The organism is Streptomyces sp. NPDC047982, assembly GCF_043204165.1.
Classification (GTDB): domain Bacteria; phylum Actinomycetota; class Actinomycetes; order Streptomycetales; family Streptomycetaceae; genus Streptomyces.
Genome location: NZ_JBIDBS010000030.1, coordinates 21,115 through 43,855, shown reverse-complemented (window position 1 = coordinate 43,855; position 22,741 = coordinate 21,115). Strand labels below are relative to the sequence as shown.

The following is a 22,741-nucleotide window of genomic DNA, read 5'->3' as shown; positions in this document are numbered from 1 at the left end:
TGTGGCTGACTTCTCGCGTCACCCACTTGGGACCGCGAAAGGCACGGCACACAGATGGGCGTACCACCCGCACACCCGTACATCCCCAACGCGGCGACGGACACCGAGCGCGAAATGCTCAAGGTGATCGGCGTCGCCGACGTCGACGAACTCCTCGCCTCGATCCCCGCGCAGCTGCGCATGAGCCGCCCGCTCGACATCGGGCCACCGCTGACCAGCGAGTACGAGCTGTCCCGCCACATGATGGACCTGCTCGGACGGAACGCCACCGTCGATGAGAACCTGTCATTCCTCGGCATGGGCTGCTACGACCACTGGGTCCCCGCGGTCTGCGGCGAGGTCAACGGCCGCGCCGAGTTCCTCACCGCCTACGCCGGCGAGACCTATGAGGACCACGGCAAGTGGCAGGCCCTCTTCGAGTACGTCTCCCTGATGGCGGAACTCCTGGAGATGGATGTCGTCAACGTCCCCACCTACGACGGCTTCCAGGCCGCCGCGACCGGCCTGCGGATGGCTGGGCGGATCACCGGACGCCCTCGGGTGCTGGTGACCGGGGCAACGCTCCCGGACAAGCTCGGCAAGATCGAGGGCTACCTGGACGGCGTCCTCACGGTCGACATGCTCCCCGTCGACCCCGCCACCGGTCTGACACGGCCCCAGGAGGTGGCCGCGCGCCTCGGCGACGATGTCGCCGCGGTCTACCTGGAGACCCCCAACGCCTACGGCGTCCTGGAGCGGCATGCCCGTGAGATAGCGGATGCCGCGCACCGTGCGGGTGCGATCGTGGTGTGCGGGACCGACCCGCTCGCCCTCGGTTTCACGGACCCGCCGGCCCGCTGGGGCGCGGACATCGTCTGCGGTGACATCCAGTCCCTCGGCCTCGGTCTCCACTACGGCGGGGCGCACGGGGGATTCATCGCCACCCACGACGACGAGCGGTTCGTCTTCGAGTTCCCCTCCCGGCTCTTCGGCCTCGCGCCGACCCGTAAGGCGGGCGAGCTCGGGTTCTGCGACGTCGCCTACGAGCGCACCTCCCTCGCCCGCCGCGAGGAGGGCATCGAGTGGGTGGGGACGGCCGCCGCCCTGTGGGGCATCACGGCCGGCGTCTACCTCTCCCTGATGGGACCCGGCGGCATGGCCGAACTCGGGGCCGGGGTCGCCTCCCGCACCCGGTACGCGATGCGCAGCCTGGCCGAGGCCGGAGTCGAGGTGCTGCACGCCGATGCTCCGCACTGGCGCGAGTTCGCCGTCCGCTACCCGGGCCGCACCGTCGCCGAGGTCGACGCGCTGCTGCGGGAACGCGGGATCTTCGGCGGCGCCGAGCTGCCGTCGTCGCTCCTTCCCGGCACCGGCGCACCGGGGGACGGCGGGATTGCCCTGGTCTGCGTGACGGAGAAGCACACAGCCGCCGACATCGACCGGCTGGCCGGCGAGTTGAAGGAGATCCTGCGATGACCGACCAGGCGACCACCCATCACGAGGCCGCCAGCAGCACCGCCGCGGCCGGTGCCCATGGCGGCCGGTGGCAGGCACGCAAGGGCATGCGGCGCGACTACCACGCCCCCCGGTGGGACGAACCCGTCATCTTCGAACTCGACGACCAGGGACACCGCGGGATCGCGGTCCCCGGTACCGACGACGCTCTTGCCGCCGCCCTGGCCGATGCCCCCGAGGAGGCGGTACGGCGCGCGGACGTGCCCCGCCTGCCTCGCGTCGGGCAGTCGCAGGTGCTGCGGCACTACCTCCGCCTGTCGCAGGAGACCCTCGGCGCCGACCTCAACGTCGACATCGGCCAGGGCACCTGCACCATGAAATACAGCCCGAAGGCCAACGAGCGGTTCGTCTCCGCACCGGGCAGCGCCCGGCTGCACCCGCTCCAGCACCCGTCCACCGTCCAGGGCGTGCTGGAGATCCTCGCCGGGCTCCAGGACATCCTCCGCGAGGTGTCCGGCATGGACGCGGTCTGCCTCCAGGCGGGCGCCGGGTCCGCGGCTATCTACGCCAACGTCAAGACGGTGCAGGCGTACCACCGGGCCCGCGGCGAGCACGAGCAGCGGGACGAGATCATCACCACGATCTTCTCCCACCCGTCCAACGCGGCGACTGCTCGGACCGCCGGCTACAAGGTCATCACCCTCTATCCGGACGAGACGGGGTTCCCCGACCTCGACGCGTTGCGCGGAGCCGTCTCGCAGCGCACCGCGGCCCTGTTCATCACCAACCCCGAAGACACGGGCATCTTCAACCCCCGCATCACGGAGTACGTCGAGGCCGTGCACGCGGTCGGCGGGCTCTGCGTGTACGACCAGGCGAACGCCAACGGGCTCCTCGGGATCACCCGGGCCCGCGACGCGGGCTTCGACCTGTGCCACTTCAACCTGCACAAGACGTTCTCCACACCGCACGCCTGCGGCGGTCCCGCTGCGGGCGCGATCGGCGCGACGGACGCTCTCGCCCCGTTCCTGCCGGGCCCGCGCCTGGTGCGCGGCGCGGACGGGCTCGACTGGGAGAACGGCGGCACCACGGCAACGGCCTCGGTCCGCCCCTTCTACGGCGTCGTGCCCAACCTGGTCCGCGCCTACGCGTGGGCCAGGGCGCTCGGCGGCGAGGGGCTGCGGCAGGTGGCCGAGACCGCGATCGTCAACAACAACTACGTCCTGGCCTCGCTCGCCGACATCGACGGTCTCTCCGTGCCGTACGCGCAGGGACAGCACCGCATCGAACAGGTGCGCTACAGCTGGGCGGAGCTGACCGCGGAGACGGGCGTCACCAGCGGTGAGATCGGCGCGCGGATGGCCGACCACGGGATGCACTACTGGACCAGCCACCACCCGTACGTGGTGCCCGAGCCGGTAACCCTCGAACCGACCGAGTCCTACTCCCGGCGCGAACTCGACGAGTACGTCGCAGCGATCAAGCAGACCGCCCACGAGGCCCGGACCGATCCGCAGCTGGTACGGGCCGCCCCGCACCGCAGCTCGATCCACACCGTCGACGACGAGGCCGTCAGCGACCCGGACACCTGGGCGACCTCCTGGCGCGCCTACCGGCGCAAGTACGAGGGCGAGGTCTTCCCCGAGCCCGAGCGCTGGCAGGCCGCGGCGGACCTGCCCCTGCCACAGCGGCCGCCCAAGGCGAAGCACCGGTGAGCGCATGCCGACCGTAGGACTCCTCGTCAACCCCGTCGCGGGCATCGGCGGCCCGGCCGGGCTGCGGGGCAGCGACGGCGCCGACACACAGCGCCGCGCCCGCGAGCGCGGCGCGGTTGCGGCCGCACCGCAGCGGGCCCGGGGCGCGCTGGCCGCCCTCATCGAGGCATGGCCCGGCGCCCCGGTGCTCACCGGGGGAGGCGCTCTGGGCGAGGACGCGGCCCAGGACGCAGGGTGCCGCGTTGAGGTGGTCCACCGGGCTCCGGGGGACACGACGACCCCCCAGGACACCCGACGCACCGTCACCGCGCTGCTGGACCGGGGCGTCGACATCCTCCTCGTCGCGGGCGGCGACGGCACCGCACGGGACGTCGCAGCCGTCTACCGGAACGCCGCGGGCCGCGCCGGAGCCGACAGTCGGGGCCTGCCCCCGGTCGTCGGCGTACCCGGCGGCGTGAAGATGCACTCCGGCGTGTTCGCGCGCTCGCCGCGCACCGCGGGACTGCTGGCGGCGGAGGTGCTGCGCGCTGCCGCCGCCGGGTATGCCGTGACGACCCGCCAGGCGGAGGTGGTGGACCACGACGAGGAGGCCCGGCGCGCCGGGGTGCTCTCCACCTCCCTCCACGGCCACCTGCCCGTCCCGGCCCGGACAGCGGGGTTGCAGGGCGGCAAGGTGGGGGCCGGCCGCTCCGGGGGCGACGCCGCCGGGGTCGCAGGGCTCGCCGCCGAGTGCGCCCGCCGGATGCGGAAGCACGACCTGTGGGTCCTCGGACCGGGCACGACCGTCGCCGCCGCCGCCCGCGCTCTCGGGGTGCGCAACACCCTGCTCGGAATCGACGTGGTGGACGGCGGGACGACGGTCGGTCGCGATGTGGACGCCCGGTGCCTGGCGGATCTCACCGCCGGGCGGCGCCCGCGGCTGCTCCTGTCCCCGGTCGGGGGACAGGGCATGATCCTGGGGCGCGGAAACCAGCAGCTGGACGCGGCGTTCCTCGCGCGCCTGCGACCGGCGGACCTGCTCCTCGCCGCGACGCCCGAAAAGCTGGCGGCGCTCGCCGGCGGACCGTTGTGGGTGGACACTCCGACGCCGGAGCTCGGTGAACTCCTCGCCGGCTACCACCGGGTGGTCACCGGGTGGCAGCAGTACGCCGTGATGCCGGTGCGCAGCGCGAACGCGGCCGGGGTCGACGCCGCCTGACGATCTCGATGAGGAAAGGACACAGGATGAACGACACACCGACTGGGGCGCGGGGGCGCCCCGTGGCGATGGTCACGGGAGGGGCGGGAAGCTTCGGCTCCGCGAGCTGCCGCCGCTTGGCCGCCGACGGCTTCGCCGTCGCGGTGAGCGACCGGGACCTGGCCGCCGCCGAGCGGACGGCGGCCGGGATCGACGGCGCGTTCGCCGTCGGACTCGACGTCACGGACGCGGATGCCGTTCGGGCGGGTGTCGACGCCGTACTGGGGTGCCACGGCCGCCTCGACGTCGTCGTCAACAACGCGGGCGTCGCCCCGCCGGGGACCATGTCCACCACCGCACTCGAGGCGTTCGACGCCACGCTGGCGATCAACCTGCGTGGTGCCTATCTGGTGACGGCCGCGGCCATGGAGGCGCTGATGGACAGCCCGCGCGCCCGTGTCGTCATGATCGGCTCACGCACGTGGCTGGCCGGCGGCAACCCGGCCTACTCGGCGAGCAAGGCCGGAATGGTGGGCCTGTGCCGGTCGGTGGCGCAGGACCTGGCCCCGACCGGCGGGACGTGCAACGTGGTGGCCCCCGGCCCCGTGGACACGGGGTTCGTCGACGCCATGGACATGGGCGACACCCGGCGCGAGAACTTCGAGCGGTATGCGCGTATGACGCCCCTGGGCCGGGTCGCGACACCGGAGGACATCGCCTCGGCGGTCGCGTTCTTCGCGTCACGGGAAGCCGGCTTCATCACCGGTGAGACGCTCAACGTGGCGGGCGGGCTCCAGCTCGCCCCGAAGCTGTGAGCGCCCTGGGCGCCCTTCCCGGAGGAAGGGAGGACGGCGCCGCAACCGGGGCCACGGGCACCACCGCGGCCCCGGACCCGAAATCCTCGACGGACCCGGACCTCGGTGCCGCCACGCTCCTGGTCCTCGGCGCGGGGAAGATGGGCCTGGGCATTGCGGAACTGGCCGTCTCCCGGGGGCATACCGTCCAGGTCGTCGAGCCGGATCCCGCGTCCGCCCGGCGGGCTCGCGAGCGGCTGACCGCCGCTTCCCCCGGCGGCACCGCAGGCCGGGCACGCGTGGTCGGCGGCCTCGCCGCATGCATCCCGGCGGACATGGTCCTCGAAGCCGTGCCCGAAGACCCGGTCCTGAAGGCCGAGATCCTGCGGATGGCCGAACGGCTGGTCGCGGACGGCGGCGTCCTCGCGACCAACACCAGCTCGCTGGCGGTCACCGAGATGGCCGCGGCCCTGGACCAGCCGGAACGTTTCTGCGGAATGCACTTCTTTCAACCGGTGCCCACCACGCCGCTCCTGGAGGTGATCCGCACTCCGCAGACCAGCGACGCGGCCGTCGCCACCGCCTCCGCGTGGGCGCGCCACCTCGGCAAGACGGAGATCCGCTGTGCCGACTCCCCGGGCTTCGCCACGAGCCGTCTCGGAGTGGCGATCGGACTGGAGGCGATGCGGATGGCCGAGGAGGGCATCGCCACACCCGAGGACATCGACACCGGGATGGAACTCGGCTACCGGCACGGTGTCGGACCGCTGCGCATGAGCGACATGGTCGGCCTCGACGTCCGGCTCGCCATCGCCGAGCATCTGGCCGCCACCCTCGGACCCCGCTTCGAGCCGCCGCGGATCCTGCGCGACATGGTCTTGGCCGGGCATCTCGGCGAGAAGACCGGCCAGGGATTCTTCCGCTGGCCGCACACCCACGACTCGCCCACCAGGGCGGCCCTCACCAGCGAAGGCGGAAGACCTCATGACTGACACGACCCCCAGAACGGCCGACGACGCGCCACGGCGCACCGTCTCACCCCACAAGGTGGCCTTCGCCAGCTTCATCGGCACCAGCATCGAGTGGTACGACTTCTTCCTCTACGGCACGGCGTCCGCGCTCGTCTTCGGGGACCTGTTCTTCCCCACCGGCGACCCGCTGATCAGCACCCTGCTGGCGTTCGCCACCTTCGGCGTGGGATTCGCCGCCCGACCCATCGGCGGCGCGGTCTTCGGCAGCCTCGGCGACAAGCTGGGCCGTAAGAAGGTCCTGGTCGTGACGCTGCTGGTGATGGGCGCAGCGACCGCGGCGATCGGCCTGCTGCCCACCTACGGGCAGATCGGGGTGGCCGCGCCGATCCTGCTGGTGCTCCTGCGTCTCGTCCAGGGCTTCGGGGTCGGCGGCGAGTGGGGCGCGGCCGCACTGATGGCCGTCGAACACGCACCCAAGGGCCGCAGGGGGTTCTTCGGGAGCATGCCGCAGATGGGCGTGCCCGCCGGCACGATCCTGTCGACGGGCGCCTTCGTGCTCATCAACCGCATGGACGAGCAGGCATTCCTCTCCTGGGGCTGGCGCATCCCGTTCCTCGCGAGCTTCCTGCTGGTCATCGTGGGGCTGCTGATCCGAGTCTCGGTGGAGGAGTCCCCGGAGTTCGAGAAGCTTGTGAAGGAGAAGAAGCAGGTCGCGATGCCGCTGCGCTCCGCGGTCCGCGACCACTGGCGCGTCATCCTGCTCGCGGGCGGCATGCGGTTCTCGGAGAACTCCGTGTTCTACGTCGTCACCGTCTTCCTGCTCAGCTACGGCACCACCGCGCTCGGCCTCGAACGCGCGGCGCTGCTCAACGCGGCGCTCATAGCGGCGTTCGTGGAGATCCTGACGATCCCGTACTTCGGGGCCGTGTCGGCCCGCTTCGGCGCACGTCGGATGTACCTGTCCGCGGCGGCGCTGTCGGTACTGCTGGCCTTCCCGTTCTTCCTCACCGTCAACACCGGCAACATGGTGGCCGTCACGATTGCCATGATCGTCACCATCGTCGTGGCCTGTGTGATGTACGCGCTGCAGCCGTCGATGATGGGCTCGCTGTTCCCGGCGGAGGTGCGATCCAGTGCGGTATCGATCGGATACCAGATCGCCGCAGTGTTCGCGGGCGGTCTGTCCCCGTTCATCGCGACCGGCCTGTACGCCTGGTCGGGCGAGCAGTGGTGGCCCATCGCGGCCTACATGATGGTCATGGGGCTCATCACCTGGATCTGCACCCACCTCGCCACGAAGCGGTACGGCGGCCACCTCACCTGACCGCTTCTGCGGCGCGTGCGGCACGGAGCCGGTGCGTCCGTGCCCTGGGCCGCCCCCCGGTGTCCTCCGGATCCGCCTCCTGCGGCCCGGCCCGCCGCTCGCCGCTCCGGCCCGCCCGGGCGGGCCGGAGCGGCGAGCGGCTGTCACCAGGTGGTGAGGTCGACCGCGCGGACGCGGTGCGGGTCGGTCTCGTCAACCGTCCAGCGTTCCTCCTCGACCAGCCCGTCGGCCTCCTCGACCACGATGCAGAGCCGCATGCCGTCCTGACCGGTGAGGAGGAACCCGCACAGCGCCGGGCTCGGCGGCGTCTCGACGAACGGCCGGGCCAGGGTCCGCAGCACGCGCAGTGCCTGGTCCGTGCGTGCGGGTGGGGCGGAGCGCGGTTCCTGCTTGGCGGCCTACGGCCGTCAGGGCGCCGGGGGAGCGAGTGCAGAGCCTCCCGGCGGCCGAGCGGTGGGCACCGCAGGAGACCCACGCGCACGCAGGCTCGGCGGGGCCTCCGAGGACCGTAGCGTCTTGACGGCCCGGCGCAGGGGCCAGCCGTCCTCGACCACGCAGCGGGCCAGGCGCAGGCGTCCGGTCTCGGTCAGGGGTGCATTACGGTGGGGCACGAGGGCCTTTCTGTTGGTGTAGACGTCGCAATCCACACCAAACCGGAAGGCCCTCACCCGTTCGAGATCCCTCGACCGAGACCTGCATCACCCGTCCACAACCTCCCAGGACAGCCCTTAGGTCGAACATGTGTCCCGGTGATCCCGTGCGTCCGGGCCAGCGGCCCGGAGAAGTGCCGCCCCACAAGCACCACAACAGCACGTGATTTCCTTGCGTATTCCTTTCATGGAAATGCTTGCGCAAGGGCCTATCGCATGAATATGGCTCGTCTTACGATGAATTACATGGACCCGGTGGTATTTCTTTTGACCCTCGGCGCGATTTGTCGTATTACCAGATTCATAACCAAAGACGTACTGGCTGCCGGGTTGCGCACGTGGGTGGCCGAACGCTTCGGGGACGAATCCGGTCCCGCCTATCTGGTCACTTGCGGTTGGTGCACGGGGACCTGGGCCGCCGCATCGGTCGTGCCGCTCGCCTTCCTGGCCGGCGACACCACCGTATTCCGGGCACTCGCCATGATCCTGACCTTGTCCTACCTGGCGGGCCTGGCGTCCGCCTGGCTCGACTGAAGAAAGTGCGACGGAGTACAGGAGTACGGAGGAGGAGTTCCCATGGGATGCAACTGCGGTGCACGTGCCCGCGGACGGGCGACCATCTACCGGCTGGTCCTGCCGAACGGCGTCACGCGCGACTACCCCACCCGCCAGGAGGCCGAAGCCGCGCGGCGGCGCGGCGGCGGCACCGTCATCGTGGTCAACCAGTAGTCGCCGTACCGCCGGTGCCCTTTCCGCGCGCGGGGCGGACGGCCTATGGGCGTTCCCGCGCCGGTGGGTACCGGAGAATATCTGAATTGCGCCCCCGGCCCCCTGGGCGCTCCGCCGTACGGGTGCCTTTGCGTGCACCCGTATGGCGGATGAACGGGCCCAGGGCGCCTACTGGGAGGCGCCGGAGAATGAATCCCCGGCGTCCGCTTGTGCGGTCGGCGAGTAATGCGCCGACACGGCTCCTTTCATTCCGGCGTGCCATTTCCGCTGTCACCCGAAAGGGCGTCGGGTCGCTCTGGCCCCGTACACTCCCAAAGGAGGCTGCACCTTGGCCAGTTCCATCACCACGCTGACATCGTCCCCCCAGCCCTCGGTCTGCGGGGAGTCGGTCACCTTCACCGTCCAGGTCTCCCCGGAACCGCCGGAGACCACCACCCCGACCGGCACCGTCAGCGTCATCATCAGCGACGACGGGCCCACGATCGTCGCCCCTCTGGACGCCGCCGGCCAGGCCCAGGTCACCGTCGACGACCTGGGCGTCGGCACCCACCAGGCGATCGCCGCCTACAGCGGCGACAGCACCTTCGACCCGTCGTCGTCCGGCCTCGTGACCCAGGTCGTCAACGCCGCGGACACCACCACCGTCGTGACGGCCGGCCCGAACCCCTCGGTCTGCGGCGAGACCGTCACCCTCTGCGCGACCGTCACCATCGACCCGCCCGGCACGGGCACCCCGACCGGCACCATCACCTTCACCGGTCCCGGCGGGCTGAACCAGACCGCCGTGCTCGACGGCAGCGGCCACGCCTGCGTGACGACGGCGGCGCTGAGCACCGGCACCGTCACGGTCACCTACAGCGGCGACGACTGCGCCACGAGCTCCACGGACACCGTCGACGTCACGGTCGACCAGGCGGACACGACGACAGTGGTGACGGCCGGCCCCGACCCGTCGGTCTGTGGCCAGCCGGTCACCCTTTGCGCGACGGTCACCACCGACGCCCCCGGTTCCGGCGTCCCCACGGGCACGGTGACCTTCACCGGGCCCGGCGGCTTCAGCCAGACCGCGGCACTGGACCCCACCGGCCAGTCCTGCGTGACGACCGGCTCGCTGACCACCGGCACGGTGAGCGCCACCTACAACGGCGACTCCTGTGCCACGCCGTCCACCGCCACGGTCGACGTGACGGTGGACGAGGCACTGACGGACATCGACGTCACGGTCACCCCCGACCCGTCCGTGTGCGGACAGGACGTCACCATCTGCGCGACGGTCACCACCCAGCCACCGGGTTCGGGCACACCGACGGGCACGGTGACCTTCACGGCCGACGGCGGTCTCAACCAGACCGTCCCCCTCGACGCCGCCGGCCAGGCCTGTGTCACCACCACACTGATCACCGGAGAGGTCTCCGCCGTCTACAACGGCGAGGGCTCCTGTTTCGCGGGCTCCGCCGAAGCGGTCGCGGTCACGGTCGACCAGGCCGCGACCACCACCTCGGTCACCGCCATCCCCGATCCGTCGGTCTGCGGCGAGCTGGTGACGGTCTGTGCGACGGTCACCATCGACCCGCCCGGTTCGGGTACGCCGACGGGGACGGTGACCTTCACCGGCCCCGGCGGGCTGAACCAGACGGTCACCCTCGATGCCACCGGCGAGGCGTGCGTCACGACCACCGCGCTCGCCACCGGCACGATCACGGCCACCTACAACGGCGACAGCTGCGCACTGAGTTCGACCGGCAGCACGGACGTGACAGTCAATCCGGCGGACACCACGACCGCCGTCGCCGTCACCCCGAACCCGTCGGTGTGCGGCCAGTCGGTGACGTTCTGCGCGACGGTCACCATCGACGCCCCCGGTTCCGGCGTTCCGACGGGCACGGTGACGTTCACGGCCCCGGGCGGTTTCAGCCAGACCGCCGTGCTGGGCCCCACCGGACAGGCATGCGTGACCACCACCACGCTGACCACCGGGACGGTCACGGCCGTCTACAACGGCGCGGCGTGCTTCAACCCGTCCACCGGCACGGCAGACGTGACGGTGAACGAGGCGTCGACGACCACGATGGTCACCGCCACCCCGAACCCGTCCGTCTGCGGCCAGACGGTGACCCTGTGCGCCACGGTGACGACCGACCAGCCCGGTTCGGGTACGCCGACGGGGACGGTGACGTTCGCGGGTCCCGGCGGGCTCAACCAGACGGTGGCTCTGAACGCCGCCGGCCAGGCATGCATCACCTCGACCTCCCTGCCCACCGGCACGGTGACCGCCACGTACAACGGCGAGGGCCCCTGCTTCGCCGGCTCGTCCGGCACCGTCGCCGTCACGGCCGGCCCCGCCGACACCACCACCACGGTGACGGCAGTGCCCGGTCCCTCGGTCTGTGGTGAGCTGGTGACGGTGTGCGTGGGCGTCACCGTCGACCCGCCCGGCTCGGGCACCCCGACCGGCACCGTCACCTTCACCGGGCCCGGCGGGCTGAACGAGACGGTCACCCTGGACGCCACGGGCGGGGCCTGCCTGACCACCACGTCGCTGGAGACCGGCACGATCACGGCCACCTACAACGGCAGCTCCTGCGCCAACCCGTCCACCGGCACCGTCGACGTCACGGTCGACCAGGCGGCGACCACCACGACCGTGACCGCGACCCCGGACCCGGCGGTGTGCGGCCAGACGGTCACGTTCTGCGCGACCGTCACCATCGACCCGCCCGGCTCGGGGATCCCGACGGGGACGGTGACGTTCACCGGCCCGGGCGGGCTGAACCAGACGGTGCCGCTGAACGCCACCGGCGAGGCATGCTTCACCGCCCCCGCCACGCTCTCCGGCACCGTCACGGCCACCTACGACGGCGACGACTGCGCCGCGTCCTCCACCGGCACGGTCGACGTGACGGTGAGCGAGGCGTTGACGACCACGGTGGTCACCGCGACCCCCGACCCGTCGGTGTGCGGGCAGACGGTGACGCTGTGCGCGACGGTGACCACCAACGCGCCCGGCTCGGGGACGCCGACGGGCACGGTGACGTTCACCGGTCCCGGCGGCCTCAACCAGACGGTAAGCCTGGACCCGAGCGGCAAGACCTGCCTGACCACCACCACCCTGGCCCCGGGCACCGTCACCGCCGTCTACAACGGCGAGGGCCCGTGCTTCGCCGCGTCCAGCGACACCGTCACGGTCACGGTCGACCCGGCCACGACCAGCACCGCGGTCTCGCTCACGCCGAACCCGTCGGTGTGCGGTCAGCCGGTGACGGTGTGTGCGACGGTGACGACGAATCTGCCGGGTTCGGGGACGCCGACGGGGACGGTGACGTTCACCGGCCCGGGCGGGCTTGACCAGACAGTGTCGCTGAACGCCGCCGGCCAGGCTTGCGTCACCACGACGTCGCTGGCCACGGGGACCATCGTCGCCACGTACAACGGCGCAGCCTGCCTCACCGCGTCGAGCGGCACCGCCTCCGTCACGGTCGACCCGGCCACGACCAGCACCGCGGTCTCGCTCACGCCGAACCCGTCGGTGTGCGGCCAGACGGTGACCCTGTGCGCCACGGTGACGACCGACCAGCCCGGTTCGGGTACGCCGACGGGGACGGTGACGTTCACGGGTCCCGGCGGGCTCGACCAGACGGTGGCCTTGAACGCCGCCGGCCAGGCCTGCATCACCTCGACGTCGCCGGCCACGGGCACCATCACCGCCACGTACGACGGCGCGCCCTGCTTCACCGGCTCCACCGGCACGGCCACCGCCACGGTGAACGAGGCGGCGACCACCACGACGGTGACGGCGACGCCGAATCCGTCGGTGTGCGGTCAGTCGGTGACGGTGTGTGCGAAGGTCACGACGAACGCGCCCGGTTCGGGGACGCCGACGGGGACGGTGACGTTCACAGGCCCGGGCGGGCTCAACCAGACGGTGCCGCTGAACGCCGCCGGCCAGGCATGCCTGAGCAGCACGTCGTTCATCTCCGGCACGATCATCGCCACGTACAACGGTGAGGGCCCCTGCTTCGCGGCCTCCTCGGGCTCCGTCACCCTCGTCGTCGATCCGGCCGCCACCACCACGACCGTGACGGCCACGCCGAACCCGTCCGTCTGCGGCCAGTCGGTCACGCTCTGCGCAACCGTCACCACCAACGCGCCGGGCTCCGGCACGCCGACCGGCTCCGTCACCTTCACCGCACCCGGCGGGCTGAACGTGACGGTGCCGCTGAACGCCGGCGGACAGGCGTGCTTCTCCAGCACCTCGCTGAGCGCCGGCACCGTCAACGCCGTCTACAACGGCGGCAACTGCTTCCTGCCGTCCGCCGGCGCCGCCTCCCTCACGGTCCATCCGGCCGCCAGCACCACGACGGTGACGGCGACACCGTCGACATCGGTCTGCGGCCAGTCGGTCACACTCTGCGCGACGGTCACCATCACCCCACCAGGTTCGGGCACGCCCACCGGGACGGTGACGTTCACAGGTCCCGGCGGGCTCAACCAGACGGTGGCCCTGAACGCCGCCGGCCAGGCATGCGTCACGACGACCTCGCTGGCCACCGGCACCGTCACCGCCACGTACAACGGCAGCGGCTGCGCCGGCGGCTCCAGCGGCTTTGTCGCCGTCACTGTGAACGAGGCGGCGACCACGACGACCGTCACGGCGACCCCCGGCACGTCCGTCTGCGGTCAGTCGGTGACGGTCTGCGCCAAGGTCACCACCAACGCGCCCGGTTCGGGCACGCCCACCGGGACGGTGACGTTCACGGGTCCCGGCGGGCTCAACCAGACGGTGCCGCTGAACGCCGCCGGCCAGGCATGCATCACCTCGACCTCCCTGCCCACCGGCACGATCACCGCCACGTACAACGGTGAGGGCCCGTGCTTCGCCGGCTCGTCAGGTACCGTCGCCGTCACGGTCAACCCCGCCGCCACCACCACCGCGGTCGCGCTCGTGCCGAACCTGTTGGTGTGCGGGCAGCCGGTGGGGGTGTGCGCGACGGTGACCGCCAACGCGCCCGGTTCGGGTACGCCGACCGGGACGGTGACGTTCACGGGTCCCGGCGGGCTCAACGCGACGGTCGCGCTCAACGCCGCCGGGCAGGCATGCCTCATCACGAACAGCCTGTCCTCCGGCACCATCACCGCCGTCTACAACGGCACGCCGTGCTTCACCGGCTCGACCGGGACGGCCACCGCCACGGTCAACCCGGCGGCGACCACCACGACGGTCACGGCGACACCGAACCCGTCGGACTGCGGTCAGTCGGTGACGGTCTGCGCCAAGGTCACCACCAACGCGCCCGGTTCGGGTACGCCGACCGGGACGGTGACGTTCACGGGTCCCGGCGGGCTCAACGCGACGGTCGCGCTCAACGCCGCCGGGCAGGCATGCCTCAGCTCCCCCAGCCTGTCCTCCGGCACCATCACCGCCCACTACAACGGCGCACCGTGCTTCAAGGCGTCGACGGGTTCCGTGGTCATCAACGCGACGAGCGTGGCCACCACTCTTACGGCCGCACCCCGGCAGGTCCGGCGGCGGTTCAACGGCACCCTCGTCATCCCGACCATGAACGCGAGGCTGAGGAAGGCCGCGACCAACGCACCCATCCCCGGCATGACGGTGACCTTCACCGCCAACACGGTGAACGGGCCGATCCTGATCGGCACGGCCGTCACCGACGCCAGCGGCGTGGCGACCCTCGCCCCGCCCCCCGTCACCGTTCCCGGCACCATCGTGAGGGCGGCCAGCTACAAGGCGTCGTTCGCCGGAGCGGCCTGCTTCGCACCGTCCTCGGTCACGGCGGGCCTGAACTTCGTCCCGTACCCGCCGGTCCCGTAACCCACCCGACCGCACAGACCGCGCCGGGCCGCACACCGCGGCCCGGCGCGGGCGTGCACGCGTCCGGCGTCCAGGCGGCCACCAGATCCAGGAGCCCGGGAAAGCGGCGCCGCGGGTCGCCGTCATCCTCGGATTCGGCGCCGCCGTGACGCAGGGCGTCGGCGAGCTGCGCACCGTGGTCGCCATCTGGCGTGGTCCCACCCTGCGGCCGTTGCCGCCAGGTCCTCCTCGACCTCCGCCCGAGGGTCGAGGTCATCGTGGGCCGGGGCGGCGAGTGCCGGTCGGTCCCGAACCGCGACCTCCTCCGCGAGAGCCTCTTCCGGGCCGACCGCCGGCTCCCGGACGAGGCCCCCAGGCCCGATCCCGGCTCCGGATCAGCTCGCGGCGGAGTCCAGCAGGCGCCCCATCCACTCCTCGATGCCGTCGACCGTGCGCGGCAGGGCGCCCGACATCAGACGGGCGCCGTCCGCAGTGATGACCAGGTCGTCCTCGATGCGCACGCCGAGCCCGCGCAGCTCGGCCGGGAGGGTCTCGTCGTCCGGCTGGAGGTACAGGCCAGGCTCCACCGTGAGGACCTGGCCCTCCTCCAGGACGCCGTCCAGGTAGGTCTCCGACCGGGCCTTCGCGCAGTCGTGGACGTCCAGGCCGAGCATGTGACCGCTGCTGCACAGCGTGTACCGCCGGTACAGATCGCCCTCCGTGTTCTTGAGGACGCCCCACTCCGCGAGGCCCTCCGCGATCACCCGCATGCCGGCCCGGTGGAAGTCGCGGAAGCTCGCCCCGGGGCGCAGGGCCGCCATCCCCGCGTCCTGGGCGGCGAGGACCAGTTCGTAGACCTGCCGCTGCACCGGGGAGAAGCGGCCCGACAGCGGCAGGGTGCGCGTGATGTCGGCCGTGTACAGGGTGTCGGTCTCCACGCCCGCGTCCAGGAGCAGCAGGTCCTCCCCGTTCAGGCGGCCGTCGTTGCGGATCCAGTGCAGGACGCACGCGTGCGCGCCGGAGGCGGCGATGGTGTCGTAGCCGGTGCCGTTGCCCTCGGCCCGGGCGCGCAGGCCGAAGACCCCCTCGATCCACCGCTCCCCGCGCGGGTGCGCCAGGGCGCGCGGCAGCGCCCGTACGACGTCCTCGAAGCCGGCGGTCGTGTGGTCGACGGCGAGCTGCAGCTGCTCGACCTCCCACGCGTCCTTGACCAGGCGCAACTCGGACAGGGCGGCCGCCAGTTCGGCGTCGGTGGCGGCGTCGCGGCCCACCGGTGAGCCGAGTGCGTCCAGGTGGGCGCAGCGGATGCCGGTGAGACGCTCGGCCTCCGCCAGGTCGGGGCGGCGGCCCACCCAGAACTCCCCGTAGCGGCGGTCCCGGTAGAACTCCTTGTTCCCGTCCGCCCGCGGCGAGCGCGGCCGCAGGTAAAGGACCGCCTCGTGTCCGTGCGGTCCCGACGGCTCCATGACCAGGACGTGGCCCACCTGGTCCTCGCCGGTCAGCCCGGTCAGCCACGCGTACGCGCTGTGCGGGCGGAAGCGGTGGTCGCAGTCGTTGGAGCGGACCTTCAGCTCCCCGGCCGGAATGATCAGCCGCTCGCCAGGGAAGCGGGCCGAGAGCCGGGCCCGGCGCGCCGGGGTGAGGGCGTGGCCGGGCGCCCGCGCCGCGTCCGGCAGCGGGGACGGGGCCCAGTTCCCCGCCATGAATCGGGACAACTCCGGTGACACCGGCAGGTCGTGGCTGCCGGTGTGGAGACGGGAGGTGGTGTCGGTCACGGAGGCTCCCTCGAGAAGACGTGAACTGGTGGGCGCACAGGTATTGTCAGTGCAATTTCACATTACTATGTTACAGCTCACGCGAGGCATGTTAATCCCCGTCAAACGTCATGCGCGGCACGGCAGTTACCGCACCTCACCCCCACCTCGCCTCTCCAGCCAGGAGTCCTCGGTGTTCAGGCGCAGAGCGGTGCGCTCGTGGCCGGGGTGCGGGAGGGCGACGCTCAGCGGTGTGCCGCCGGCGGGACCGTTGAGGGCCGCCCGCCTCACGGCACCGGAGCTGACGCGCCGTCCGGGACGGCGGGCATTCCGATGTCCGGGCCCACCCAACAGCCCCTGATCCGAGCCGATTCGGACACGGCTGGATAACGGCAATGCGAACCTCTTGTGCAGTGCAATTTCACATTACTATGTTACCGGTCACATCCTAGAGCGCTGCCCCTCACTGGAGTGACCCATGACCAAGCGCACCCAACTCGCCCTCGCCACCGCCCTGGTGGTGGCACTCGCACTCGGCGCCTCGGGCTGCTCCGACCCCAAGAAGGGCTCTGCGGGCAACGACGCAGGCGCCAACCCCGCCGCCGCCAACGACGGCAAGATCCTCGGCGGGACCCCGGTGAAGGGCGGGACCCTCACCGTCCTGTCCAACCAGGACTTCTCCCACCTCGACCCCGCCCGCAACTGGGTCATGCCGACCATGGACTTCGGCATCCGCCTCCTCTACCGCACGCTCGTCACCTTCAAGGCCGAGCCCGGCAAGGGCGGCAGCGAACTCGTCCCGGACCTCGCCACCGACCTCGGCACCCCCTCCAACGGGGGCCGGACCTGGACCTTCACCCTCAAGGAAGGCGTGAAGTACGAGGACGGCTCACCGATCAAGGCCCAGGACATCAAGTACAACGTCGAGCGTTCCTTCGCCCCCGACCTCACCGGCGGCCCCGACTACGCCGCCCAGTACCTGGCCGGCGCCGAGGGCTACAAGGGCCCCCTCAAGGGGCAGCACCTCGACTCGGTCAAGACCCCCGACGACCGCACGATCGTCTTCGAACTCAAGCGGCCCGTCGCCGAGTTCTCCGCCACCGCCACCCTGTCGACCTTCGCGCCCGTGCCCGCCTCCCAGGAGAAGGGCACCCAGTACGACGCCCGCCCCTTCTCCTCCGGCCCGTACAAGATCGAGAAGTACGACCGCGACAAGAAGCTCGTGCTCGTCCGCAACGAGCACTGGGACCCGAAGACCGACGCCGTCCGCAAGGCATACCCCGACAAGTTCGTCGTCGTCATGGGCCTCAAGGGCGGCCAGATCGACGACCGCATCATCGCCAGCGAGGGCGCCGACGCCTCCGCCGTCCAGTACTCCGACATGCGGCCCGAGAGCGCCCCCAAGGTGCTGCCCAAGCCCGACGTCAAGGGGCGCATGCTCGCCGAGTCCCAGGGCTGCACCGAGATGCTCCACCTCAACAACTCCCGCGCCCCCTTCGACGACCCCAAGGTCCGCGAGGCCATGCAGTACGCCGTCGACAAGGAGGCCGTGGTCACCGCGGGCGGCGGACCGGCCCTCAACGAGGTGGCCACCGCCTACCTGCCCCCGGCCCTCTCCGGCGGCAAGCAGGCCGACACCCTGAAGATCGCCCCCTCCGGCGACCCCGCCAAGGCCAAGGAGTTGCTCAAGGCCGCCGGCAAGAAGACCCTCAAGGTCTCTCTCGCCGTCTCCACCGGCGACAAGGGCAAGGCCGAAGCCGTCCAGCAGGGCCTGGCCCGCGCCGGCGTCGAGGTCGTCGTCGACACCATCGACCCGGGCGCCTACTACGACGTCATCGGTGACCTCTCCACGACCCCCGACATGACGCTCACCGGCTGGTGCCCCGACTACCCCTCCGGCTCCACCTGGATCCCCTTCGTCTTCGACGGACGCACCATCAAGGAGAAGGGAAACCAGGGCAACAACGCCCAGTTCCGCGACGAGGCGACCATGAAGCGGATCGACGAGATCAACGCCATGGCCGACGCCCGGCAGGCCAACCAGGCATGGAGCGACCTCGACGCCGAGATCATGAAGAAGTCCCCGTCCATCCCGCTCCTGCTGAAGCGCAAGCCGCTGCTCGTCGGCACCAACATCGCGGGCGCCTACGGCCACCCCGTCTGGACCGGCACCATCGACTACGCCACCGTCGGCCTCAAGGATCCTTCCAAGAGCAAGGGCTGACCGGCCAGCCATGACCGCCACCGCATCCGCCCCCGCCGCCCGCGAGGTGAAGCAGGCCCTGCCGGGCAGCAGTCCCTGGCAGCTCGCCCGGCGGGAGCTCCGCCGCCGCCCCGCCGTCCGCGTCAGCCTCTGCGTCGTCCTCCTCTTCGTCCTGATGGCCGCCACCGCCCCCTGGCTGGGCGCGCTCGGCGGCTGGTCCCCCGAGGAGTTCGACAAGTCCGCCGTCGACCCCTACCTCGGCGGCCAGCCCCTCGGCTCCTTCGGCGGGATCAGCCCCGAGCACTGGTTCGGCGTGGAACCCGTCACCGGCCGCGACCTGTTCGCCCGCGTGGTCCACGGCGCCCAGATCTCCCTCCTCATCGCCTTCGCCGCCACCGCCATCGTGGTCGTCGCCGGAACCGCCGCCGGGATCGCCGCCGGCTACTTCGGCGGCCGCACCGACGCCGTCCTGTCCCGGCTGATGGACCTGACCATGTCCTTCCCGTCCCTCATCTTCATGATCGCGATGCTGTCCGTCGCCAAGGACGTCAACCGCATCGTCCTCATGACCACCGTGATCGGCGTCTTCGGCTGGCCCGGCGTCGCCCGCGTCGTCCGCGGCCAGACCCTCTCCCTCAAACACCGCGAGTACGTGGACGCCGCCCGAGTCGGCGGCGCCGGCTCCTGGCGGATCCTGACGCGCGACATCCTCCCCGGCGTCTCGGGCCCCGTCATCGCCTACACCACCCTGCTCATCCCCGGGATGATCAGCACCGAGGCCGCCCTCAGCTACCTCGGCGTGGGCGTGCGCCCGCCCACCCCCTCCTGGGGCCAGATGATCGCCGAGTCCGTCGCCTTCTACGAGACCGACCCCATGTACTTCGTCATCCCGAGCGTCTTCCTCTTCCTCGCCGTGCTCGCCTTCACCCTGCTCGGCGACGCCCTGCGCGACATCCTCGACCCGAGGGGCGGCCGCACGTGATCCTCTACCTCGCCCGACGCCTGCTCGCCCTCGCCGGCGTGCTCCTGGCCATCGCCGCCGTCACCTTCCTCATCTTCTACGTCCTGCCCGCCGACCCGGCCGCAGCCGCCTGCGGCAAGACCTGCAGCGCCGAGCGCCTCGCCGACGTACGCGCCTACCTGGGCCTCGACCAGCCGCTGTGGCGGCAGTTCGCCGACTTCCTCACGGGCATCTTCACCGGCCGCACCCTCGGCACCGGCCAGTACGCCGTCGCCTGCGACTTCCCCTGCCTGGGCTATTCGTACGAGAACTCCCTGCCCGTGTGGGACCTGCTCATGGACCGGCTCCCGGTCTCCGCCTCCCTCGCCCTCGGTGCCGCCGTCCTCTGGCTGCTCCTCGGCCTCGGCGCCGGCGTCACCGCCGCCCTGCGCAAGGACACCGTCACCGACAAGGCCCTGATGGTCGGCGCCGTCGCTGCCGCCTCCCTGCCCGTCTACTTCACCTCCGTCCTGCTCATCTACGGGGTCATCCGCGTCGCCGGACTCCTGCCCTACCCCACCTACCAGGCGTTCTCCGACGACCCGCTCGCCTGGGCGGCCAACCTGCTGCTGCCCTGGATCGCCCTCGCCCTGCTCTACGCCGCCATGTACGCCCGCCAGAGCCGCGGCTCCATGATCGAGGCGATGGCCGAGCCGTACATCCGCACCGCCCGCGCCAAGGGCATGCCCGAGCGCACGGTCGTCGTCAAACACGGGCTGCGCTCCGGAATGACCCCGATCCTCACCATTTTCGGCATCGACCTCGGCGGGCTGCTGGCCGGTGCCGTCATCACCGAGTCCATCTTCGGGCTCCCCGGCATCGGCCGGCTCTTCTACGGGGCGCTGGTCAGCTCCGACCAACCCGTCGTCCTCGGCGTCACCCTCCTCGCCGCCTTCTTCATCGTCGTCGCCAACCTCGTCGTCGACCTCCTGTACGCCGTCGTCGACCCGAGGGTGAGGTACTGATGGACGCTCCGCTCCTGGAGGTACGCGATCTGCGCGTCACCTTCACCACCCCGCGCGGTACCGTACGGGCCGTCGACTCGCTCGGCTTCACCGTCGAGGCCGGCCGCACCCTCGGCATCGTCGGAGAGTCCGGTTCCGGCAAGTCGGTCACCTCCCTCGCCGTCATGGGCCTGCACCGGGCCGGGGCCGAAGTCGCGGGCTCCGTACGGCTGTCCGGCCGGGAGCTGACGGGCCTGTCCGAGCGGGAGCTCTCCCGGGTCCGCGGCCGCAGGATGGCCATGATCTTCCAGGATCCACTGTCCAGCCTGCACCCCTACTACACGGTCGGCGAGCAGATCGCCGAGCACTACCGGGTGCACTTCAAGGCCCGCCGGGCCGCCGCCCGCCAGAGGGCGGTCGACATGCTCGGCGAGGTCGGCATCCCCGAACCCGCCCGCCGGGCCGGGGAGTACCCGCACCAGTTCTCCGGCGGCATGCGTCAGCGCGCGATGATCGCCATGGCCCTGGCCTGCGAACCCGAACTGCTCATCGCCGACGAACCCACCACCGCCCTCGACGTCACCGTGCAGGCCCAGATCCTGGAACTGATCGCCCGTCTCCAGCAGGAGCGCGGCCTCGGCGTCGTCATGATCACCCACGACCTGGGCGTCGTCGCCCGCGTCGCCGACGAGGTGCTGGTCATGTACGGCGGCCGGGCCGCCGAACAGGCCCCGGCCGACGCCCTGTTCGCCGACCCCGCGCACCCCTACACCCGGGGGCTGCTCGACTCACTGCCCCGCCTCGACACCGCCGACGACGCCCCGCTGCCCTCCATTCCCGGCTCCCCGCCCTCCCTGCTCATCTCGGCCCCCGGCTGCGCGTTCGCCCCCCGCTGCCCGCGCGCCGCCGGTCCCTGCGCCGACGTACGCCCCGAGCTCCTGGCCCACGGGGACACGAACGGGCCGGCGCGGACGGTGGCCTGCCACCACGCCGGCTCCCAGGCCGCCGAGGAGGCCGCCCGATGACCACCACCACCGCAACCACCGCCGCCACCGGGACGGACACCCCGGCCGCCGGACCCCTGCTGTCCGTACGCGACCTCACCATGACCTTCCCCGGGAGACGGACCGCGACCGGGCGCCGGGGGGCGCCCGTGCGCGCCGTCGACGGAGTCTCCTTCGACCTGGCGGCCGGGCAGACCCTCGGCCTCGTCGGGGAGTCCGGCTGCGGAAAGTCCACCACCGGCCGCATGCTCGTACGGCTCCTGGATCCCACCTCGGGCCGGATCGCCTTCGACGGCCAAGAGATCAGCCGGATCTCGCAGCGGGCCCTGCGGCCGCTGCGCCGCGACATCCAGATGGTCTTCCAGGACCCGCACTCCTCCCTCAACCCCCGCCAGACCGTGGCCCGGATCATTGCCGACCCGCTGCTGGTACAGGGCCAAAGCGCTGCCGACGCCCGTCGGCGCGCGGCCGAGCTGATGGAGCTGGTCGGCCTGATCCCCGAGCACATCGACCGCTACCCGCACGAGTTCTCCGGCGGCCAGGCCCAGCGCATCGGCATCGCCCGGTCGCTGGCCACCGGCCCCCGCCTGATCGTGGCCGACGAGCCGGTGTCCGCCCTCGACGTCTCCGTCCAGGCCCAGATCGTGAACCTGATGGAACGGCTCCGTGCGGAACTCGGCCTCGCCTACGTGTTCATCGCGCACGACCTCTCGGTGGTCAAGCGGGTCAGCGACCGTGTCGCCGTCATGTACCTCGGCCGGATCGTCGAGATCGGGGACAAGAAGTCCCTCTACGAGAACCCCCAGCACCCCTACACACGGGCGCTGTTGTCCGCCGTACCGCTGCCCGACCCGGCGGCGGAACGGCGCAGGGAGCGGATCGTGCTGCTCGGGGACCCGCCGAGCCCGGCCGCCCCGCCCCCGGGCTGCACCTTCCACCCGCGCTGCCCCAAGGCGCGGGAGATCTGCCGCACCGAGCGGCCGTTGCTGCAGCTTGCCGCGTCGCGCGAGGTGGCGTGTCACTTCCCGGGTGACTGACGGGGATCACGGGAAGAGGCAGGGCCTCGGGGACAGAGGCGTGACCAACAGCGTCACGAAGGCGTCCCCGGGGCCCTGCCGACGCTGCCGCGGTCCCGGGCGCTGCCGCGCGAGTTCGCGGCGGCCGGCTCCAGCGCCGCTGCCGGCACTCCCGGGGGCGGTGCAGGAGGCGGTCCCGGTCGTTCCCGCGAGCGCG

Annotated in this window: 16 protein-coding genes and 1 pseudogene; 14 read left to right on the top strand and 3 right to left on the bottom strand. The window is 71.7% G+C overall.

What is annotated here, in order from left to right:
- Positions 1-54: 54 nt before the first annotated feature.
- Genes gcvPA through ACGF2V_RS28675 form a run of 6 tightly spaced genes read left to right on the top strand, consistent with a single transcriptional unit; the run spans position 55 to position 7,415 of the window.
- On the top strand, positions 55-1,455 hold the full coding sequence (gene gcvPA, locus ACGF2V_RS28700; protein ID WP_362629047.1) for an aminomethyl-transferring glycine dehydrogenase subunit GcvPA: 1,401 nt from the start codon (positions 55-57) through the stop codon (positions 1,453-1,455).
- Positions 1,452-3,149 (top strand): aminomethyl-transferring glycine dehydrogenase subunit GcvPB, encoded by a 1,698-nt coding sequence (gcvPB, locus tag ACGF2V_RS28695; protein ID WP_362710099.1) that lies wholly within the window; start codon positions 1,452-1,454, stop codon positions 3,147-3,149. Before gcvPA ends, gcvPB begins: the two co-directional genes overlap by 4 nt.
- A 4-nt stretch (positions 3,150-3,153) precedes the next feature.
- A complete protein-coding gene (locus ACGF2V_RS28690) occupies positions 3,154-4,347 on the top strand; it encodes an NAD(+)/NADH kinase (RefSeq protein ID WP_362629051.1) in 1,194 nt (397 codons plus the stop codon).
- 26 nt (positions 4,348-4,373) lie between these two features.
- Positions 4,374-5,141, top strand: coding sequence for an SDR family NAD(P)-dependent oxidoreductase (locus ACGF2V_RS28685; RefSeq protein ID WP_362629054.1), 768 nt, complete (start codon positions 4,374-4,376; stop codon positions 5,139-5,141).
- Positions 5,138-6,112: a 3-hydroxyacyl-CoA dehydrogenase family protein gene (locus tag ACGF2V_RS28680; RefSeq protein ID WP_389047824.1), complete on the top strand. Its 975-nt coding sequence runs from the start codon at positions 5,138-5,140 to the stop codon at positions 6,110-6,112. Before ACGF2V_RS28685 ends, ACGF2V_RS28680 begins: the two co-directional genes overlap by 4 nt.
- Positions 6,105-7,415 carry an MFS transporter gene (locus tag ACGF2V_RS28675; protein WP_362629057.1) on the top strand — a complete coding sequence of 437 codons (1,311 nt, stop codon included), beginning with the start codon at positions 6,105-6,107 and terminating at the stop codon, positions 7,413-7,415. The genes ACGF2V_RS28680 and ACGF2V_RS28675 overlap by 8 nt, the downstream gene beginning before the upstream one ends.
- Positions 7,416-7,558: 143 nt before the next feature.
- On the opposite strand, the gene ACGF2V_RS28670 is transcribed toward ACGF2V_RS28675, so the two are convergent.
- Positions 7,559-7,756 (bottom strand): hypothetical protein, encoded by a 198-nt coding sequence (locus ACGF2V_RS28670; protein ID WP_362629396.1) that lies wholly within the window; start codon positions 7,754-7,756, stop codon positions 7,559-7,561.
- A 174-nt stretch (positions 7,757-7,930) separates the two neighbouring features.
- A pseudogene (locus ACGF2V_RS28665) lies at positions 7,931-8,026 on the bottom strand (IS481 family transposase); the annotation flags it as partial.
- Positions 8,027-8,311: 285 nt separating this feature from the next.
- On the opposite strand from ACGF2V_RS28665, the gene ACGF2V_RS28660 reads away from it, so the two are divergent.
- From ACGF2V_RS28660 to ACGF2V_RS28650, 3 genes are all read left to right on the top strand, one after another.
- Positions 8,312-8,599: a hypothetical protein gene (locus ACGF2V_RS28660; RefSeq protein WP_362710103.1), complete on the top strand. Its 288-nt coding sequence runs from the start codon at positions 8,312-8,314 to the stop codon at positions 8,597-8,599.
- A gap of 42 nt (positions 8,600-8,641) precedes the next feature.
- A complete protein-coding gene (locus tag ACGF2V_RS28655; RefSeq protein WP_362629402.1) occupies positions 8,642-8,794 on the top strand; it encodes a hypothetical protein in 153 nt (50 codons plus the stop codon).
- A 328-nt stretch (positions 8,795-9,122) separates the two neighbouring features.
- Positions 9,123-14,624: an Ig-like domain repeat protein gene (locus ACGF2V_RS28650; protein ID WP_362710106.1), complete on the top strand. Its 5,502-nt coding sequence runs from the start codon at positions 9,123-9,125 to the stop codon at positions 14,622-14,624.
- A gap of 374 nt (positions 14,625-14,998) precedes the next feature.
- Here ACGF2V_RS28650 and ACGF2V_RS28645 read toward each other — a convergent pair whose 3' ends face one another.
- Complete coding sequence (locus tag ACGF2V_RS28645) at positions 14,999-16,378, bottom strand: aminopeptidase P family protein (RefSeq protein ID WP_362710108.1); 1,380 nt, start codon at positions 16,376-16,378, stop codon at positions 14,999-15,001.
- A gap of 457 nt (positions 16,379-16,835) precedes the next feature.
- Between ACGF2V_RS28645 and ACGF2V_RS28640 the strand changes: the two genes are divergently transcribed.
- Genes ACGF2V_RS28640 through ACGF2V_RS28620 form a run of 5 tightly spaced genes read left to right on the top strand, consistent with a single transcriptional unit; the run spans position 16,836 to position 22,545 of the window.
- On the top strand, positions 16,836-18,581 hold the full coding sequence (locus ACGF2V_RS28640) for an ABC transporter substrate-binding protein (RefSeq protein ID WP_362710111.1): 1,746 nt from the start codon (positions 16,836-16,838) through the stop codon (positions 18,579-18,581).
- Between the two features lie 10 nt (positions 18,582-18,591).
- Positions 18,592-19,542 (top strand): ABC transporter permease, encoded by a 951-nt coding sequence (locus ACGF2V_RS28635; protein ID WP_362629414.1) that lies wholly within the window; start codon positions 18,592-18,594, stop codon positions 19,540-19,542.
- Positions 19,539-20,525, top strand: a complete 987-nt coding sequence (locus ACGF2V_RS28630) for an ABC transporter permease (RefSeq protein ID WP_362629417.1) — start codon at positions 19,539-19,541, stop codon at positions 20,523-20,525. The genes ACGF2V_RS28635 and ACGF2V_RS28630 overlap by 4 nt, the downstream gene beginning before the upstream one ends.
- Positions 20,525-21,529, top strand: a complete 1,005-nt coding sequence (locus ACGF2V_RS28625) for an ABC transporter ATP-binding protein (RefSeq protein ID WP_362629420.1) — start codon at positions 20,525-20,527, stop codon at positions 21,527-21,529. Before ACGF2V_RS28630 ends, ACGF2V_RS28625 begins: the two co-directional genes overlap by 1 nt.
- Entirely contained in the window at positions 21,526-22,545 is a 1,020-nt protein-coding gene (locus ACGF2V_RS28620; protein WP_362710113.1) for an oligopeptide/dipeptide ABC transporter ATP-binding protein, read from the top strand. Before ACGF2V_RS28625 ends, ACGF2V_RS28620 begins: the two co-directional genes overlap by 4 nt.
- Positions 22,546-22,741 lie beyond the last annotated feature (196 nt).